General features: G+C 39.4%; 19 protein-coding genes and 1 riboswitch. Of the genes, 4 read left to right on the top strand and 15 right to left on the bottom strand.

Annotated elements, in window-relative coordinates; all coding sequences use genetic code 11:
• Complete coding sequence (locus AB4128_RS19755; protein WP_372038708.1) at positions 1–1,515, top strand: exopolyphosphatase; 1,515 nt, start codon at positions 1–3, stop codon at positions 1,513–1,515.
• Positions 1,516–1,668: 153 nt separating this feature from the next.
• On the opposite strand, the gene AB4128_RS19760 is transcribed toward AB4128_RS19755, so the two are convergent.
• The gene (locus tag AB4128_RS19760; RefSeq protein ID WP_372038710.1) at positions 1,669–2,646 is read right to left on the bottom strand and encodes a rhodanese-related sulfurtransferase; all 978 of its coding nucleotides are present in this window, start codon (positions 2,644–2,646) and stop codon (positions 1,669–1,671) included.
• 278 nt (positions 2,647–2,924) lie between these two features.
• Between AB4128_RS19760 and AB4128_RS19765 the strand changes: the two genes are divergently transcribed.
• Together AB4128_RS19765 and AB4128_RS19770 are read left to right on the top strand one after the other, a co-directional pair.
• Positions 2,925–3,650 carry a glutathione S-transferase gene (locus AB4128_RS19765; protein ID WP_372038711.1) on the top strand — a complete coding sequence of 242 codons (726 nt, stop codon included), beginning with the start codon at positions 2,925–2,927 and terminating at the stop codon, positions 3,648–3,650.
• 210 nt (positions 3,651–3,860) lie between these two features.
• Positions 3,861–4,067 carry a hypothetical protein gene (locus AB4128_RS19770; RefSeq protein ID WP_055024395.1) on the top strand — a complete coding sequence of 69 codons (207 nt, stop codon included), beginning with the start codon at positions 3,861–3,863 and terminating at the stop codon, positions 4,065–4,067.
• A 56-nt stretch (positions 4,068–4,123) separates the two neighbouring features.
• Here AB4128_RS19770 and AB4128_RS19775 read toward each other — a convergent pair whose 3' ends face one another.
• From AB4128_RS19775 to hinT, 10 genes are all read right to left on the bottom strand, one after another.
• Positions 4,124–4,672, bottom strand: a complete 549-nt coding sequence (locus tag AB4128_RS19775) for an NAD(P)H nitroreductase (protein WP_055024394.1) — start codon at positions 4,670–4,672, stop codon at positions 4,124–4,126.
• A 95-nt stretch (positions 4,673–4,767) separates the two neighbouring features.
• Positions 4,768–5,358 (bottom strand): DoxX family protein, encoded by a 591-nt coding sequence (locus AB4128_RS19780; RefSeq protein ID WP_055024393.1) that lies wholly within the window; start codon positions 5,356–5,358, stop codon positions 4,768–4,770.
• 93 nt (positions 5,359–5,451) lie between these two features.
• Positions 5,452–6,297, bottom strand: coding sequence for a DUF6279 family lipoprotein (locus AB4128_RS19785; protein ID WP_372038712.1), 846 nt, complete (start codon positions 6,295–6,297; stop codon positions 5,452–5,454).
• A gap of 45 nt (positions 6,298–6,342) precedes the next feature.
• Positions 6,343–7,347, bottom strand: a complete 1,005-nt coding sequence (locus AB4128_RS19790) for a phosphotransferase (protein WP_372038714.1) — start codon at positions 7,345–7,347, stop codon at positions 6,343–6,345.
• 8 nt (positions 7,348–7,355) lie between these two features.
• Complete coding sequence (gene pnuC / locus AB4128_RS19795) at positions 7,356–8,015, bottom strand: nicotinamide riboside transporter PnuC (RefSeq protein WP_372038715.1); 660 nt, start codon at positions 8,013–8,015, stop codon at positions 7,356–7,358.
• A 42-nt stretch (positions 8,016–8,057) separates the two neighbouring features.
• A complete protein-coding gene (locus tag AB4128_RS19800; protein ID WP_055024389.1) occupies positions 8,058–8,318 on the bottom strand; it encodes a YkoF family thiamine/hydroxymethylpyrimidine-binding protein in 261 nt (86 codons plus the stop codon).
• A 132-nt stretch (positions 8,319–8,450) separates the two neighbouring features.
• A complete protein-coding gene (locus AB4128_RS19805; RefSeq protein WP_372038716.1) occupies positions 8,451–10,637 on the bottom strand; it encodes a TonB-dependent receptor in 2,187 nt (728 codons plus the stop codon).
• A gap of 74 nt (positions 10,638–10,711) precedes the next feature.
• Positions 10,712–10,823: riboswitch (TPP riboswitch) on the bottom strand.
• A 315-nt stretch (positions 10,824–11,138) separates the two neighbouring features.
• The gene (locus AB4128_RS19810) at positions 11,139–11,531 is read right to left on the bottom strand and encodes a YcfL family protein (RefSeq protein WP_080915507.1); all 393 of its coding nucleotides are present in this window, start codon (positions 11,529–11,531) and stop codon (positions 11,139–11,141) included.
• A 60-nt stretch (positions 11,532–11,591) separates the two neighbouring features.
• Positions 11,592–12,614: a PaaI family thioesterase gene (locus AB4128_RS19815; RefSeq protein WP_372038717.1), complete on the bottom strand. Its 1,023-nt coding sequence runs from the start codon at positions 12,612–12,614 to the stop codon at positions 11,592–11,594.
• Positions 12,615–12,624: 10 nt separating this feature from the next.
• Positions 12,625–12,981, bottom strand: coding sequence for a purine nucleoside phosphoramidase (gene hinT, locus AB4128_RS19820; RefSeq protein ID WP_055024386.1), 357 nt, complete (start codon positions 12,979–12,981; stop codon positions 12,625–12,627).
• Positions 12,982–13,207: 226 nt separating this feature from the next.
• On the opposite strand from hinT, the gene AB4128_RS19825 reads away from it, so the two are divergent.
• Positions 13,208–14,965 carry a M61 family metallopeptidase gene (locus AB4128_RS19825; RefSeq protein WP_372038719.1) on the top strand — a complete coding sequence of 586 codons (1,758 nt, stop codon included), beginning with the start codon at positions 13,208–13,210 and terminating at the stop codon, positions 14,963–14,965.
• 76 nt (positions 14,966–15,041) lie between these two features.
• On the opposite strand, the gene AB4128_RS19830 is transcribed toward AB4128_RS19825, so the two are convergent.
• From AB4128_RS19830 to AB4128_RS19845, 4 genes are read right to left on the bottom strand one after another with little or no spacing between them, the layout of a single operon-like run.
• Complete coding sequence (locus AB4128_RS19830) at positions 15,042–15,893, bottom strand: CsgG/HfaB family protein (protein WP_055024384.1); 852 nt, start codon at positions 15,891–15,893, stop codon at positions 15,042–15,044.
• 1 nt (position 15,894) lies between these two features.
• Positions 15,895–16,302 carry a curli assembly protein CsgF gene (locus tag AB4128_RS19835; protein ID WP_055024383.1) on the bottom strand — a complete coding sequence of 136 codons (408 nt, stop codon included), beginning with the start codon at positions 16,300–16,302 and terminating at the stop codon, positions 15,895–15,897.
• Positions 16,303–16,317: 15 nt separating this feature from the next.
• Positions 16,318–16,905 (bottom strand): curli production assembly/transport protein CsgE, encoded by a 588-nt coding sequence (locus AB4128_RS19840; RefSeq protein WP_244899790.1) that lies wholly within the window; start codon positions 16,903–16,905, stop codon positions 16,318–16,320.
• On the bottom strand, positions 16,902–17,534 hold the full coding sequence (locus AB4128_RS19845) for a LuxR C-terminal-related transcriptional regulator (protein WP_055024382.1): 633 nt from the start codon (positions 17,532–17,534) through the stop codon (positions 16,902–16,904). Before AB4128_RS19845 ends, AB4128_RS19840 begins: the two co-directional genes overlap by 4 nt.
• Between the last annotated feature and the right edge of the window lie 8 nt (positions 17,535–17,542).

A 17,542-nucleotide genomic window follows, 5' to 3' on the forward strand; every position in this document is an offset into this window, starting at 1 on the left:
TTGGCTGATGTTATTGCACAAGACTCGCAACATTTTGTCGCTATCGACATGGGGTCAAATAGTTTTCATTTAGTTATTGCACGTGAACAAGACGGGCTTTTGCAAGTGTTACATAAAGAAAAACGCCAAGTGCAACTAGCCAAATACCTTGATAATCACAATGTGTTAGCAGAAGTTGCAATCGAAAATGGCGTTCAATGTCTTAAAGACTTTAGTCAGCGTTTTTCAAACTTAGCGAAAGCTCAAGTCAAAATTGTCGCCACACACACCTTACGGGTAGCCAAAAATCGCCAATCATTTTTAACCGCAGCCCGCAAAGTGCTGCCCTACCCAATTAATGTTGTTTCAGGTCATGAAGAAGCGCGGTTAATTTATACCGGTATCGCCCACAGCCAAGTGCTTGAACAAAAAAATATAGTTATCGATATTGGTGGTGGCTCAACAGAAGTGATTGTGGGTAATGAAAAACGCGCTAAACACTTAGCCAGTTTAAAATGTGGCTGCGTCAGTTATAACAAACGCTTTTTTGTGAATGGACACCTTACAAAAGAAGCGTTTAAACAAGCTATTCAAGCTGCAGATAAGCAATTTTCAGGCTTAAGCCAAGTTTATTTTAACCAAGATTGGTCACTCGTGTTAGGGAGTTCAGGCTCAGCAAAAGCTATCACTCTCGCCATCAGTGAAGTGACTGATAATGGCAAAGGTATAACCAGTAAAAACCTTTTAGCGTTAAAGAAACACCTCATCAATGTCGGTAGTATCGACAAGCTTGAATTCGAGCTACTAGATGAAAGAAGGATCCCTCTTCTTGCTGCAGGTTTAGCTATCTTAATCAGTTTTTTTCGGCAATTGGGAATTGAACATTTGCAAGCTGCAAAAGGTGCCCTTCGAGAAGGTGTCCTCTATGAGCTTGCCAAGATTGAACAACAAGATGATATTAGGCAACGCACATTATCGAGTTTGGCTCAGCTATATCATGCTGATGTTAACCAAGCATCTAAGGTGACTAAAACTGCTTTAACCTTATTTGAGCAAGTCAGTAATTCATGGCAATTAGCAGATTATCGTTGGTTACTGGAAGGCGCTTGTCAGCTCCACGAAATTGGCATTTCGATTAATTCAAAATCACACCATAAGCACGGAAGTTACATTCTCGAAAATAGTGACTTACCGGGTTTTAACCAGCAACAACAGCAAATGTTATCCTTGCTTGTAGGCAATCATCGAAAAAAACTAAACTATCCTGCAATAACGATAGCTGATGAGATTCAGCGCCAAGCTTTTACTCGCTTATTAACTCTTCTGCGTCTCGCTGTATTGTTTAATTTAGGCCGAACATCCAGCAGCAACCAACAAATAAAAGTTAAAGCGCAACAAGCTGATTTGACCATTAAGTTTTCGCAGCGCAAAGAGCTGGATAAAGAAACAATTCAACGCAGCGAATTATTAATACAAGACTTATATGCCGAACAAAAGAAGTTAGCCACTATTGGGATTAATTTGAGCTTTAAGTAAGTTGAATTTTAACTCATATGAATGCCCAAAAAAAAGTACACGCTATTATTCATAACGTGTACTTAAATAGTTCTTGAATCTAGTTAGGACTAATTAAAGAGCGGTAACTTGTTGATGCTTAGTAAAAGCAAACTGATATAAAGAGCGCTTTAACTAGCTTTCGTTTTGCGCTTGTTTTTGGGTTTCTTTTTGTTTCCGGCGTTGTGCAATGACTTGTTTTACTTCACTACCAATATGCGCCTCACCACGTTGTTTTGCTAGTTGAACTTGGCGTTCACGTTCAATAAAGCGCTGACGTTGCTCATCTGAAATTTTATCTATACAGTGCGGGCAACTTACCCCTTGAACATATGCTTCTGTTTGCATTTCTTCTTGGGTGATTGGCATACGACACGCATTACATTGGTCATAACCCCCTTTTTCAAGCTGATGGTTAACTGCAACGCGGTTATCAAAAACAAAGCACTCACCTTCCCATAAACTTTGTTCAGGCTTTACTTCTTCTAGATATTTTAGGATGCCACCTTCAAGATGATAAACTTCATCAAAGCCTTGCTCTTTTAGATAAGCTGTCGATTTTTCGCAGCGGATACCACCGGTACAAAACATGGCGACTTTTTTGTGTTTATTTGGATCAAGGTTTTCTTTTACGTACTCAGGAAACTCTCTAAACGTCTCGGTAACCGGGTTAACAGCATTTTTAAAGGTGCCAATTTGTACTTCATAGTCATTTCGGGTATCGACTAATAGCACTTCAGGATCAGATATAAGTTGATTCCAATCTTTTGGTTTAACGTAAGTGCCAACCACTTCACGGGGATCAATACCTTCTACACCCATGGTGACAATTTCTTTTTTTAATTTCACTTTGGTGCGATAAAACGGCATGTTGTCATCAAAAGATAACTTGTAAACAATATCAGCTAACCCGTCTTGTGTTGCCAACCATTCAAGAAGCCCATCTATAGCTTGTTGCGAACCTGCTACGGTCCCGTTGATACCTTCTTTTGCCAGCAGTAAAGTACCTCGGATTTCAGAGGATTCCATTTTATCTAATAAAGGAGCACGAATCGCTTCGTAATGGGGTAAGGCTACAAATTTATATAAGGCACATACGACAACTTGTGACATGTTTCTCTCCGCTAGCTGAAACTTAATTTCCAGTGCATGTTTAGTGAATAATTAACCGAATTATTGTTTCCAATACCGTCTGGCAACCGCAAGATGGTGATCGTTATCAAATAAAAGCGCAGAATTGTACCTTGCTCACAGCATCAAAGCCAAATAAATAAGACTTAGATCACAAATAAAAAATCGCCATCGCAGTTTTTAACTAACAATTATCGCCATAAGGACTTAAAATACTGCCAAATGACTCAATACTATGCCCTATAAAGAAGTCTACCCTCATGATTTTATACAGTTTCAGACGTTGTCCTTATGCAATGAGAGCCAGATTAGGCTTGCATTTATCAGCACTCAACCCAGATGTAAGAGAAATTGAACTGCGTAATAAACCCGAAGCCATGCTGGCTGTTTCGCCTAAAGGAACAGTTCCTGTGTTGGTAATTAATGCACATCACGATGTTTCAGCTGGGGAAAGTGAGGACAAAAGTACTAATCGCGCTGAAAATATATTGGAAGAAAGTCTTGATATTGCCCGTTTTTCTTTATCAAACTACCCTGATAAGTGCTCTGAATACTTATGCGGCAATGCTTATATCTCGCTACTTGAATCATTAGATGATGAAAGTACTGAAAAGCTGATTAGCAAAAATGACATTGAGTTCAAACCTTGGTTAGATAAATATAAATATGCAGACAGGCATCCAGAGTTTGATGAAATATATTATCGCGATCGGGCTTGCGAATTTATTCAGTGCCTAGAAGAACATTTAACTGATAAAAATCAATTAATGGCAGATACACCGACATTTGCCGATTTCGCTATTTTTCCATTTATTAGACAGTTTGCTCACGTCAATAAATCTTGGTTTGAGCAAAGTCCATATCAACATGTTAGACGTTGGCTGACTGCGCATATGGAAAGTGAGTTGTTTAAAGCTGTGATGATGAAGTATCCATTATGGCTTGATGACACCAATAAACAGACAAGATTAAAATCAGATAGTTAGCTCCATTATTCCAAAAGCTCGATAGATTGGTTATTTAATCAACGATAAATCAACCTTTTGTATATATATGCACAAACATCCTTGAATTATGAATAATGACTGCAGTAGTTTATGTCATCTATAAGATGGATTTTATATTGAAATAGCTGCTAAATAGTAAAATAGGATTAAGCTTAAGTTAGTCTTTTTGCAGCGCTCAAGGATGTAGACATGGAACAAATGGATTTGGTTGTGCTACTGATCATATTACTGATCATGTTGCACATTATGTTTTGCTATCGCGCAATCACTACTGGGGCTCATATTGACGACGTTAAACGTTATGTATGGGGCACCATAAGCCTATTTTTTGGGCCTCTAGGCTATTACCTGTTTCAAAACCTACTGCCGCTAGACTCGTTAGATCCGAGAGAATAACTTAATAAGTGGCTAACCATCTGTTGCGCCACTTATTATTCACAATTTACTTTCACCTATAAATAACGGGTAAATTGACGGCCTGGTTTTAATGGCTTAACCGGTGCTTTAACTGCTGGTGTACCTATATATAAAAAACCGACGATTTGATCATCAGCATTTAAGCCAAGCGCTTTATTCACAATGTCACTAAATGCAAAACTGCCCGTTCGCCACACTGCACCCAATCCCAACGAAAATGCAGCTTGCTGCATAGCCATCGTGGCGCAACCTGCTGCTATATGCTGCTCTAATACCGGAACTTTAGGATGCTCATGCTGTTTGGTGGCAACCGTAATGACCATTGGTGCGCGATGCGGCATCACTTTTGCTTTCGCTATATAAGCTTCATCTTTGTTTTTAGCTATTGCATCTTCTACAAACGCTTCAGCCAGTTTATCCAAACCATCACCGGTAGCAATAATAAACTCCCAAGGCGTCAATGCTGCATGATCGGGAACCCGAGCCGCTGCGTTAAGAATAAAATCAAGCTGAGATTCACTCGGTGCTGGTAGGGTTAATCGTGGTGTAGATTGACGAGTAAGTAATAATTCTGATGCGTCCAATGGAGTGTCCTTTTTACTGAATTCAGGAAGATATTAACAAAAATCCCACATTAACGTGGGATTTTTTAATCGCATTGTTTTTCAGAAAAGGCAGATTAAGATAAAAATCGTTTGCCAATAAAGTGATCAACACTGGTGTAGCGACCACCGCCAAGCATAAGTAATGCAAGCAACATGAACAAATACGTAATGGCAAATTCAATACCGTTATTAAGTATGACGAAGTTACCTGAGCTCGTCAGCCAGTCATAATTACCATGCTGCTGAAGAATCGACTTGGCTGCCGCCAGTTTTTCTGCGGACGCAGCAACATTATCATTCGCTAACCATGAACTCGCATCCGCTATAGCAAGCCAGCCATTATCAATATGTACAGCAAACGCCGCCACAAACATAGTGAACATCATTGGAATCGCAACTAATCGCGTCGCCAGACCTATTAACAATAAAAATCCACCAAAAAACTCTGTCCCTGCAGCCAATGCGGTCATCACTTCAGGAAAAGGTAACCCCAAGCCCCAGTCTGGATTACCGAACCAAGCTGCTGTATCGCTAAAGTGAGATAGTTTGTTATAACCAGCTTGCATTAACACTGGCGCTAAATAAATTCTAAGTGCTAATGGGGCTAAGCCTTCAATATGCTTCAAAAATCCTAAAAATTGTTGGTATAAATTTACCATGTTCATTCCTTTAAATTGTATCTTCTGTCTCACTAGACCTAATACGTAGAAAAAAACTTTCAATTACCACTACTAAAAATGCATTTCACATAGTGAGGTTTATTTAATTTCTTTAGATAAGTCACTTAAATCTTCAATTAATTCAGACATCTTACGAGTAAAATGTTTACGCTGTTTAGGACTTAAACTTTGGTTGATTTTATTAATAAGTTGGCCAAATAATTGGGTATTTTGATCCACATGTTGTTGATAAGCTGCAGATTTTAATTCATCAGGATTGGTCATTAATAGACGCATTCTTTGTTCAAGTAATGCCGTTTCATCCCTCTGCTCGATTGCAACTTGAAATTGCCTTAACCAATCTAAACGGTACTCTAACCACATATCCAAGGTCGCCACACGTTGTTGATTATATTCAGCAACTAATGCTGCTTGTTCATCAGATACTGAACCTAACCAATCATCCATACGGTCTTGAAGCTTTTCATTTGATTCGTTAACTAATTGTAGTTGAGTTTTACCTGCATACTTTTGGTTAAGTTCTTGGTTATCTTTCTTGAGCTGAGCAATTAGCTCATCTGCTTGTTCATCACTAAAGCTGGATAAAATCGGTAATAAATCAGGTAACACAAAATTAAAAATACGAAACCAATGCGCTTTAGCGTCAACAACTTGTTGCTGCCACATTTCGGGCGTTAAGGTTTGATTTTCGATGGCGACTGATAAGGATGTTAATTGACTACTGTATCGAACTAATTCATCTTTTTGATGCCAAACCAGAAATTTATCCAGTAATACATCAAACTTTTCTTGCTGCTCATCATCGAAGGTAACGTATTCTTCAACTCGCCACTCAATAGCCCAATCAAGAAAAAAATAACTAAATTTGGTGGAACAACCCGCCAGAAACATCACCAGCAACAATGGAATCAATGACTTTTTCAACTTGCATTCTCCCTAATTAGCGATACTAAATTAAGAATAATAGGCTTATGAGATTAAAGATAGGTATTTGTTGAACAAGATAAAATATGATGCAATTTCTTCATCGTGCTCTTTGGCATCTAACAAGCTCCTGCCTGCCATCATTAACGCCCAAGCTGCAGAATACATCCAAAATATGTTCATCATTTGAAGCATGAATTTTGGCGCATGAACCGATAAATTAGGGTGTAATGACAAGTATTGTGATGTTAGCTCATCCGTTTGTTGTGGTGTTAAAGGATGAGAAGCAATCACCGAGGCGAGATCAAACATCGGATGACTGGTCGCGCAATATTCAAAATCGATGCAAACCAGTTTGTCTTGCTTAAGTAAAAGATTAAAAGGCGTTAAATCACGATGACAAAATTGTGGTGAAATTAAACAAGACTCGGCATCATTAACCCAAACATCCATTTGTGGCTGCATAGCTAATAATTGCTGAAAGTTAGCGCGCCAATCTGCATGATATTGGGTTAATAATCCTGCCTGCTGAGATTGCGCGAGACGAAGTAAATCATCAAGATATATTTGCCACTGCCCTGACAAGCTCACCACTTTGTCAGGTAATGGTAGTGTTATAAGCTGATTGAGTAATTGCAATAGTAATGGGACGGGATCGACGGGGTAAATTGACTGAGTAGGCCTTAGAGGCTGGTTAAAACCAAACTCATCGTAAATGGTTGACCAGTCAAATTGCACCTGCTGAATAAACTCACTGATATAAAAACGTTTGTCGTCACTGATCCATAATAATGTGGGCGCAATGGACATCGCCGCGACATTTTTCCAGCAATCGACTTCATTATTTCTATCACACCACTGTGCTATGGATAGATTATCTCTAACAACCCAATCTTTGCCATCCATGTGCAAATGATAATTCGTGTTACTGAGTCCAGTAGATAACTTTTCAACCCGAGTACATTGTTGGCTAATCAATAATGCTAATGCTGGCGGTAAGGCCTGCTTTAGTGCATTTGGTAGATATTCCCAAGGTTCATCCTTGTTCATAACAATGATTAACAGGCACTTTTATTAAGTGATATGGATGTGACACCATTATCTTGCTGCATTTTTTTACGCCACATGAAGTAACCGCTAATGGCCATAAAGAGATATAAAATCAATAAACCAGACGTTAGCATTAAGCCTTTTTGCAAATATAAATAAATCGACAGCGAGTTAATCACCATCCAGTAATACCAGTTTTCAATCACTTTTTTAGCCACTAAGTAAGTCGTCATTACTGCAAAGCATGTTGTTAATGCATCAAGGTAAGGAAACGATGCTGAGGTGTTATTTGCCATAAGGTAGCCGACAACCAAAGCTATAACAGTAGTCACACCAATAATTATTAGGTGAGTTTGTAATGACCAACTGACAATAGGTAGCTCGGTATTGTCAGTCTCTTTTTGACCGTATCGCCATAGCCAAAAACCATAAACCGCCATCGCCATATAATAAACGTTTAACACCGACTCCATTAATAATGAGACTTTCCAAAACAACACTGTGTATATTGCCGTGCTGACAAACGCCGCAGCCCAGCACCAGATATTCGTTCTCATGGCCAGGACTAAATAGGCGATCGCCAATATAACCGCAATAGCCTCCCATCCGGTCATTGCTGACGCTTCAGATATCGCCGTTTGTATTGGTTGTGAAATCTCATCAAGCATAGTGTTAACTTCTTATTATTTGCTAATACAGCAGTTTTTTAATTATTCAGTGTGACTTAAATCCAGCTCACCACCGATGAACTTACACACAAATACCGCTTTGCCCCACTTTTGGTGAGCAGCTTCCATTTCTACAGCGAGCATAGACATCACATCTGCATATTCACCACATACTTGGGTGGCCATCGCATTGGTTTTTCTTTCAATATTGCTATAACTGTCTACACGGCCTATAAACCATTTAATGGGATCTAAGTAGTTTTCGTTAAACGGGTACATACTGATTTCAGCAGTTAATTTCATTCTACATTCCTCGATATTACACTAAATTAAATACCGCCATAGTTTAGCAAACTATGGCGGTATTTTACTGTTACATAGCGTAAAACTGTTGTAATTATTAAAGAAATTATCTTCAATAATGATCTACCATTTCTACATAAACTTCACATCTAATGTAATGCCTAATTGACGAGGGTCACCATATCTTACGTATTGCTTGTCGGCCCAATCGAGATCAGGTTCGTTACCGAAGTAAAAACCTCTAACGCCATATTGCTCATCAAATAGGTTTCTGCCCCATAAGTATGCTGACCACATTTGAGATTCATAACCAATTCGTGCATTGAAAATAGTATAGGCATCTGACTTAGATTCGTTACTATCTGAGTAATAAAAGTCACTTTTGCCACTCGCATTTAGGTTAGTAAACCAGCCAGAGTCGCCCACATAGCTCATGCCTGCACTGTAAGTAAATTTAGGTGCATGTGCTTGATCTCGGCCCGTTAAATCAATAACGTTGCCATATTTATCATTATATTGATAATCACCATACTCAGTTTCTAACCAACCGACGCTACCATAAAATTGTATATTTTCAGTAGCATAATAATTAAAGTCAGCCTCGGCGCCATAGTTTTTAGCACTGCCAGCATTTTCTGTGTATAGAATAAAGCGCTGCTGATCATCAGGATCTTGTTGAGATGCTGAAACTTGTTGGTTTTGACGATCCATATAGAACACTGCAACATTGGTTGCTACATCACCATCAAACCATGTCGATTTCAAACCTAGTTCGTAGTTATATAAGGTTTCAGCATCGAACTCTTTTTTATCAGACAATTCAGGTGGCAATGTCATGTTAAAGCCACCCGCTTTGTAACCTCGAGCAATTCTAAAGTAAGCGTTATGATCATCAGTTAACACTTTAGAAATGGCTAAATGTCCGCCCCACATGTTCTCACTTGGGCTAAACTCATCGCCGTTACTGTCACTGTATTCGCTTTCTCTGCGTTCTAAACGAAGACCTGCAGAAAATACATAACCGTCACCAAACTGAGTGTCGGTTTGTCCAAAAATGGCATAGTTAGTTGCTTCATACTCTGACACTAACACTTCATCTGGCCAGCCATTGTATTCAGAATATAAGTCATTATCTTCTTGAAGGTTCATGCCATATAAACCCACTAACCAGTCTGTAGAATCATTAAAGATTCGACCTGCATCATTTGAGCTAATGCGGAATTCTTGAGAAATGGTTTTACGATCGCCTTGTTTGTCCCAAGTGTAATCATAAACACATGGTTCAGTACCAATTACAGCCCAATTCTCGTCATAAGCTGGACATTCTTTTGATGCCCAGTAATCAGGGTTAGCCCAGTCACCATCGTAATTATGATGATGGTCTGTTTGTGCGTATGAGGTCAATGAGGTTAATTCAAATGTATCGAATTGAGAGAAAATAGCTTTAAAGCCTACACCTGTGGTTTTTTGGCTGTCTACACCAGGCTTGTCAGTAATGGTTTCAAAACCATTATTGTCTAATGTCCATGCATCATAGCCATTGTCAAAATTTGCATGCAGTAAAGTTAAGTCTAATTGGACATTTTCAGCAGCATACCAGCGTAATTTTGCACGAGCGGTAAACTCATCACGGGCATTGGTATCTTCGCGCTCAAGATATGTATTATCGCGGTAGCCATTTTGTGAGTGCTGCTCAAGCGATACGCGATATAATAATTTGCCTGAATCGCTCAGTGGGCCAGAGCTAAAACCAGAAAATGTTTGTAAGTCGTCATCACCAAGTGACATTTGGGCGCCATGCTCAAACACATCCGTCGGATCGTTACTTTTTAAATATATTAAACCCGCTAATGCATTAGCACCGTATTGGGTACCTTGAGGTCCACGAAGGACTTCAACTTGTTGCATATCGTACATGCTAGAAACCATGCCGATACCCGAGAGATCGATATCATCAACAATAAAACCAACCGATGAATTAGGGGCACCTTGATATTCTTCTTGCTCACCGACACCACGAATTTGAAAATATTTAGGACGCGAGCTGCCACCAGACCAGTTAAAATTGGCGATTGAATTTAATACGTCTTCGAAATGTTGAGCACCTTCATCTTGTAATTGTTGGCTATCAATGACAGTGACACTCGATGGAACTTTTTCAAGTTCAACACCACTAAAGTCAGCGTTAACAACAATCACTTCCATTTTTTCGGCATTAGGTGCAACACGTTCAATATTTTCAGTTTGAGCGACAGCTGAAGTAGATAAAGCGGCGAGAATGGCAACCGCCAAAGGCGATTTTGATTTAAATAAAGACATAGGACCTCAAATATTCATTTTGAGATCCGGCAAGCATAGTGAATTAGTTTGTGCATCCATGACAAAAATAGCAAGTAAAGCATGCAGCCCATTCCTACGCCGGTATTAGCCGGATCAGGTTCTAAGGGTTTGTCATAAGACATCTCAGTTTACGAAAAAAAAACGCAAACACCCCTTGGCGAGGCGGATTATAAACGATTCAACTAAAGTGCGACACTATTAGTGAACACTTTTCATTAACTAAATCAATACAAGCTGGCTTCAGAAACAATTGAATGATTAATAAGAGCACAAAATGCGTGATACTAGCACGAAGGCATGTCATAAATTGTGGTATTTAAGCCATAAAAAAACACCCGATTATTGGGTGTTTTATAATGAGTTTATTTAGCGGCCAAATTGGACTCAGTGAGAAGAAAACCAACGGCTAATGAATCACTAAATCATCACCAATTATGCACAGTATGATGCACGTAACGCTCTAAACAAGTGACGTTAGGATTAATTTGAAAACGCTTTTCTTACATACACTTCAAACCGAGTAGCATTGGCATTTGGCGCTAACGCACTCACCTGCATTTGCTGCTTACCGTGTAGTTTTAATGATTTCCAACTCACGCCTTCATCTTCAATAGTAAAGTCGTTTGCATCGTACCAAGTAAATTTATACTGCAGTCTTAAATCAGTAGAAACTTTACTTAAAATCAGTGCGGAGCCTTGCAGTAAATCAGCTTGAGTGCGGACTCTGACTTGCTCAATACCAACTTCTCGGGAAAATGAATTATTGTCGACTCGAACAACACCATTAGATCCTGCTGATAATCCAGCGGTGTGATTTGCACAACCAGTCATCAACAAAAATAAGGTTACTATTACGATTGAAATCTTCATCATTTATCCTTTTAACACTGTGAATTTGAATCCCATAGGTATTAAAGCGCTTCAGTCATCTTATTATTGATCTAACAAGAAGTGCGCTCTTGCTGTCGCAACAAGCTGTTTTCTGTTTGTTTGCCAACAATTAATACTCACATTTGCAACTCTGCGACCTTGGCGAGTAATTTTACACTCTGCAAACGTATCTTGATGCAAACCTGCTCGTAAATAATCAATTGAAAAATCGATTATTTTTGGCACTTTTTTAGCTTGCATAAACACCATTAGTTGCACGATGGCAGACATTTCCATAAAGCCAGCAATCACGCCACCATGAATGGCAGGTAAAATAGGATTACCGATATTGTCGTCTTTAGCGGGTAATTTAAACACCATTTCATCACCAAAGCGATTAACACTCATGCCGATGAATTGTGTATAAGGCACTTTCGCCAGTAAATAACTGTAGTCGTTTAAGTCTATTGCTCGTTTTACAATATCATGGACATTAATTTCTGCCGCCACAATATCAGTAAGACTTGCCTGAGTAGTTGCTTCTTTAGTAAGTGTAGTCCCATTCTCAGTCGCTAACTCATTGACCTTGATATCTGATTCACCCATTAATGCCTGACGAAACTCTTCCCCCACCATTTCAGGGCTAATACGCATAAAGGAACCAACAGCATGAGCAATGGGATCATCAATACTGTCTTGATAAGCAATTGCACGAGTAAAAGCAACATTAGAGGATAAACGATAGCACTCTGCAAAAGCGAAAATAGGCTTATCTGGCTCTGCAGGTTTCATATAATCAACCCGTAAATCTAACGTGGGTGATATTTCTAATGATTGATATTTTTCTAAAATCGCACTGACCACTGCCGTACCAGACGCAGTATCAATTAACGTAGTGACGACACCACCATGAATAACACCAGTATCAGGATCACCAATAATGTCCTGACTATATGGCAACTCTAACAGTACATGGTGCTCACTGGCCTCAAGTACCGAGATTTGTAAACGACGACAATGTGCTAACTGGCCAACAAAACGCGTGGCCACTTCAGTTAACGGGAAAAACTCACTGTTTATTTTCATTAATGGCTACTTAGTCTTTACGGCTTAACATTGGGCCAAGTGGCTTACCGCCCACCAAATGCATATGAATATGGTAGACCTCTTGGCCACCATGCTTATTACAATTCATAATTAACCGATACCCGTCTTCGGCGATACCAGCTTCTGCAGCTAGTTTGGCAGCAACAGTCATCATACGTCCGAGCGCAAGCTCATCTGACGCTTTAATGTCATTAGCTGTCGGAATTAAGTGATTTGGAATGATTAAAATATGCGTTGGCGCTTGAGGGGAAATATCACGAAATGCAGTGACCAACTCGTCTTGGAATAAAATATCCGCTGGGATTTCACGACGAATAATCTTACTAAAAATGGTTTCTTCGGCCATGTGTCATCATCCTTTTATTATGTGTTAGTTAACGCGGGTAATCGCAATGCTTGGCTAGATTATCTTATAGTATCAACTGCAGTGTTTGTCACTCCAGTCAAAAGCATAAACAGTTGTTACTATTCATGTACAGATGGATTTGCACATTAGTAATGAATTTGGCAGCATTGGGTTTCTTCTCGTTCTTATTTCTTTTCAGCAACACCTACTTACTTGGAAATTGCTCATGCATTATCACATCATTGCTATCGATCCTAAAGCACATTTGTTTGAAGTCACTCAAACTATTCAAGATGCAAAATCACAACAGATATTGTCTTTACCTTCTTGGCTTCCAGGCAGTTATATGATCCGTGATTTTGCCAGAAATTTAATTGAAATAACCGCAGTGGATGAGCAAAACACGCCAATTGAAATCGAACAACTCGATAAGCAAACTTGGCAATGTAAAAACAGTCAGTCATTTATTAAAATTTCATATCAGGTTTATGCTTGGGATTTATCTGTGCGCTCTGCCCATTTAGACACAACCCATGGTTTTTTTAATGGCAGTAGCGTGTTCTTAAGTGTCAAAGGCTTAGAGCATACCAAGCACACACTAACGATAGCCAAACCAGCCCTGGATGAACTTAAAGACTGGAAACTTGCCACCAGCATGAAAAGAACCGCTGGTGAACAATACGGTTTCGGTGAGTTTTACGCAGATAATTATGATGATTTTATCGACCATCCAGTAGAAATGGGCCCACTTGCAATAGCCAGTTTCGAAGCCTGCGGTGTGACCCATGATGTTGTGTTAAGTGGTAAACATGATGCTTCATTACCGCGTTTATGCCAGGATTTAAAAGCCATATGCGAATATCAAATCAACTTATTTGGTGGTCAAGCTCCTTTTGATCACTACGTATTTTTAACGACTGTTTTAGGTAATGGCTTTGGTGGATTAGAACATCGTGCAAGCACCGCATTAATGTGCTCAAGAAAAGATTTGCCAACAAACATGACCCATGAGGTCAACAAAGATTATCGCGTTTATCTATCGTTATGCAGTCATGAGTATTTTCATAGTTGGAACGTAAAACGTATAAAGCCTGCTGAGTTTACCCCATTTGATTTATCTAAAGAGGCTTATACTGAGCAATTATGGGCTTATGAGGGGATTACCTCATATTTCGATGATCTATTAACTTATCGCAGTGGTTGTGTCAGCCAGAACCAATATCTAACTATGTTAAGTGAAATTATGACACGGGTTTACCGTTCGCAAGGTCGCTTTAAACAAACACTGTCATCCTCAAGCTTTAATGCATGGACCAAGTTTTATAAACAAGATGAAAATGCCAACAATGCCATTGTTAGTTACTACACAAAAGGAGCTTTATTCGCTTTATACCTTGATTTAACTATTCGCATTGAAACCAAGGGAAAACACAGTTTAAACGATGTCATGTTGGCGCTTTGGCATGACTATGGAGCTAAAGGCATTGGCACTCAGGGTGATACACATCAGCGTATTATTGAGAAGCTACTAAACCGTAACTGTGATGATTTATTTGTTTATTTAAATAATACCCAAGATATTCCACTTGAACCTTTATTGAATAAAGTTGGTATCACCATGACCTTGCGTACCAGTGCCGGGGCTACTGATTTAGGTGGCGGTGAAACTAAAGGGCTTAATATTGCATTTGGTGCTAAAACCAAAGCAGAGGCATTCGGTCTCAAAGTACTGACCGTTACCAACGACAGCCCAGCGCATCAAGCAGGCTTAAGTGCTGGTGACTTACTCATTGCAGCCAATGACTTACAGGTTGATAGCCAATTTGAACAGCAATTACAATCTAAAGAATTGGACACAGAGTTAGCACTACATTGGTTTAGACGAGATGAGTTAATGCAAGGCAAAATGCCAATTAAACTTGCTATAAAAGATACGATTAGTTTATCTATCAATGATGAGAAAAAACTCAAAATATGGCTATAAACCTTCGCTAGTTCAATAAAAAAGGTGCCGTATGGCACCTTTTTAGTGTTAGCTTAACGATTAAAAAGTACGGGGTTTAACCACGTTTAATTCTTTCGCTTACTCGGGCTTCACTATGCGCTTCTAACCAATATTTTTGTAAGGTTTCATTTTGCATACCTGTTGCAGAATCACCTAAACTCCATGCGCCTTTCCAGATACCATCTGCAATTAAATGTACTACTGCACTTTCGATTGCTGATGCTACACATAAACTGACAGGTTCGTTAGACGTGTAACCCGCTTCTGCTTCCAGCAATTCTTGCGCATCGATAAATTTAAAAACCCCTGCGGTGATTTCTTTTGAAATAACCGATTTAGTTGTAGTCACACTGCTTAATAATCTACCCGTTCGAATATCAACTGCTCTTAGGTTAACGGTAATGCTATCAACACGATATTGGCCTGATGCTCCGATACCCAAGTAGCGCGCACCTGCACCACCTGTTTTAATATTGGTATCATAAGCCACAATACCGCCTTCCATTAAAACTTGTGCACTATTCAGTTGAGGTAACTTGCTTGCATCGCCTTTGAGTCCTGCTCTAACAATTTTTCGCTCTGTTAACAGGTTTTGTAGCCCTTCACGTTCAACTGGAATAAACCACGAAGAATCATTAAGAGATTGAGCTAGAAAAGCGGTCCCCGATTGCGGTACTGCAGTCGAAAAGTTACTGGACGGAATCGGCTTATATTGCCCAGTTTGATCACGAAAATCATAAACTGCCGCAACCATCGCACCTTGTGGAAAAGGTAAGCTAATTAAATCGTAATAAGTTTCACTTTTCGGCATTAAACTGGTTGTTGCATCAATATTCTCGAACTCTTCATCCACTGATGAACAAGCTGATAGCATAACCACAAGAGCCGATATAATAATCTTGTTCATATTAGCCTCCGGTACCAGTATCAACGATACCGCCGACTTCAATGATGGTTGTTTCGCCTGTTAAAATATCCGTGATGTGAACAATCAATGCGCCATCTTCATTCACAACGTTTATTTCAAAGTCATCTGTTAACAAGTAGCCTTCGCCACCATTTGCGGCGTCATTAAATAACTGTGACATTAACCGAGACTCTAAAGAACTGGCTAAACGCTCTAATGCCGTGGGCGGCGTATATCCTGAACCAGAGCTACTTTGATGGTCATTTTGCGCTGCTGCATTTGCTAATAAGTATGAGCCATTTAAATAACTACCACCAAAAGCGGGGTTAACAGGCTGATATATCAATTGAGTTGCTAAACACTCAACTGAAAATAATAATAAAATTGAGCTAAATAATATTTTTTTCATTTTGGCGTTCCCTGCTTAGAATTCGTCAGGAGCAAGGTCAGGATCTAAAAGAGCCCCTAACACTGCTTGTTCATTTTGTTTTATTACCGCGGTATTCACTCTTTTAGCGGCATAATTAACTTGTTGTTCCAAATTTCGACTAATAGGCGAAACAAAAGTGACAAAGATTGTTTTTCGATTTTGTTGGATTAAAATTTTACTACCACTACGCGCGGTAGCTTGCTCTATAACCGTAATTCCCGAATGCTTAGTCGCACCGCCAATATCCCGATAAGCACTCACAAATTCACGATAAAACTGATGCCCTATTCGTGTCATCGCTCTATTAAGGATCAAGCCCTCAATCAAGTCCGATTCACGTTTAGGTTTGGCATCACTGACAACGACTGTTTCGGTGTTTGATTTTTTTAAAGAGTTTTCTTGCGCAACAGACGCTTTAGATTCAGGGACAACTTCATCAGAAGCGGGTTTAATCTCAGGGTTAGTTAACCCTGAGGTTTCAGATATCGCTTCCAATTTCTTATCTTCAGCCGCACTTACCTGGTTTGCAGTAAACACAAACGCACAAGCTAAACACAATAGAATCGGAAGCGTTATCTTCACACTCTCACCTCATGCATATGAGTTTGGGCCCACGCAATGGCTTGGCCACGGCTAGATACCCCAATTTTGCGAAATGCGCGGTATAAATGAGTTTTAATCGTTGATTCACTCACAAATAATTGGTTTGCGATATCAAGATTAGTGCTACCGGTCAATAAAGCTTGTAATACTTCTCTTTCTCGAATGGTAAGGTGTTCGCTTTCATCTTCATTCTCAAAGCCCATTAATGATTTATGTAAATCATTTGGAATAACACTTCTTCCTTTGAGAATTTCATTAAAGCCGCTACTAATTTCAGCTAAATCTGCATCGGTATAAAATGCGCCAGAAGTGGTTGCTGGATGAATTAAAAATTTAGCGTCAACCTGTTTAGGAAAATTGATAAATACAGTTTTGACAACATAGTGCTCTCTCTCAATGAGCCTTTGTAATTGATAAGCTTGTTGTAAATCGATGGTGGCTAAATCAAAAACCACAAGAGAGATTTGCTGTTCAGACAGCTGCGAGCTCATCGTCGCAGGGGTTGCTTTCGCTAGTTTGACCAAGAACTCTTGTGGCCAACGACAATCAAGTAAATCAACAAGTAACCGCGAACGTGAAACTATCATCCAATTGATAACTTTAAACATCACTTACA

It is taken from the genome of Shewanella sp. 10N.286.52.A9, assembly GCF_041468985.1.
Classification (GTDB): Bacteria; Pseudomonadota; Gammaproteobacteria; order Enterobacterales; family Shewanellaceae; genus Shewanella; species Shewanella japonica.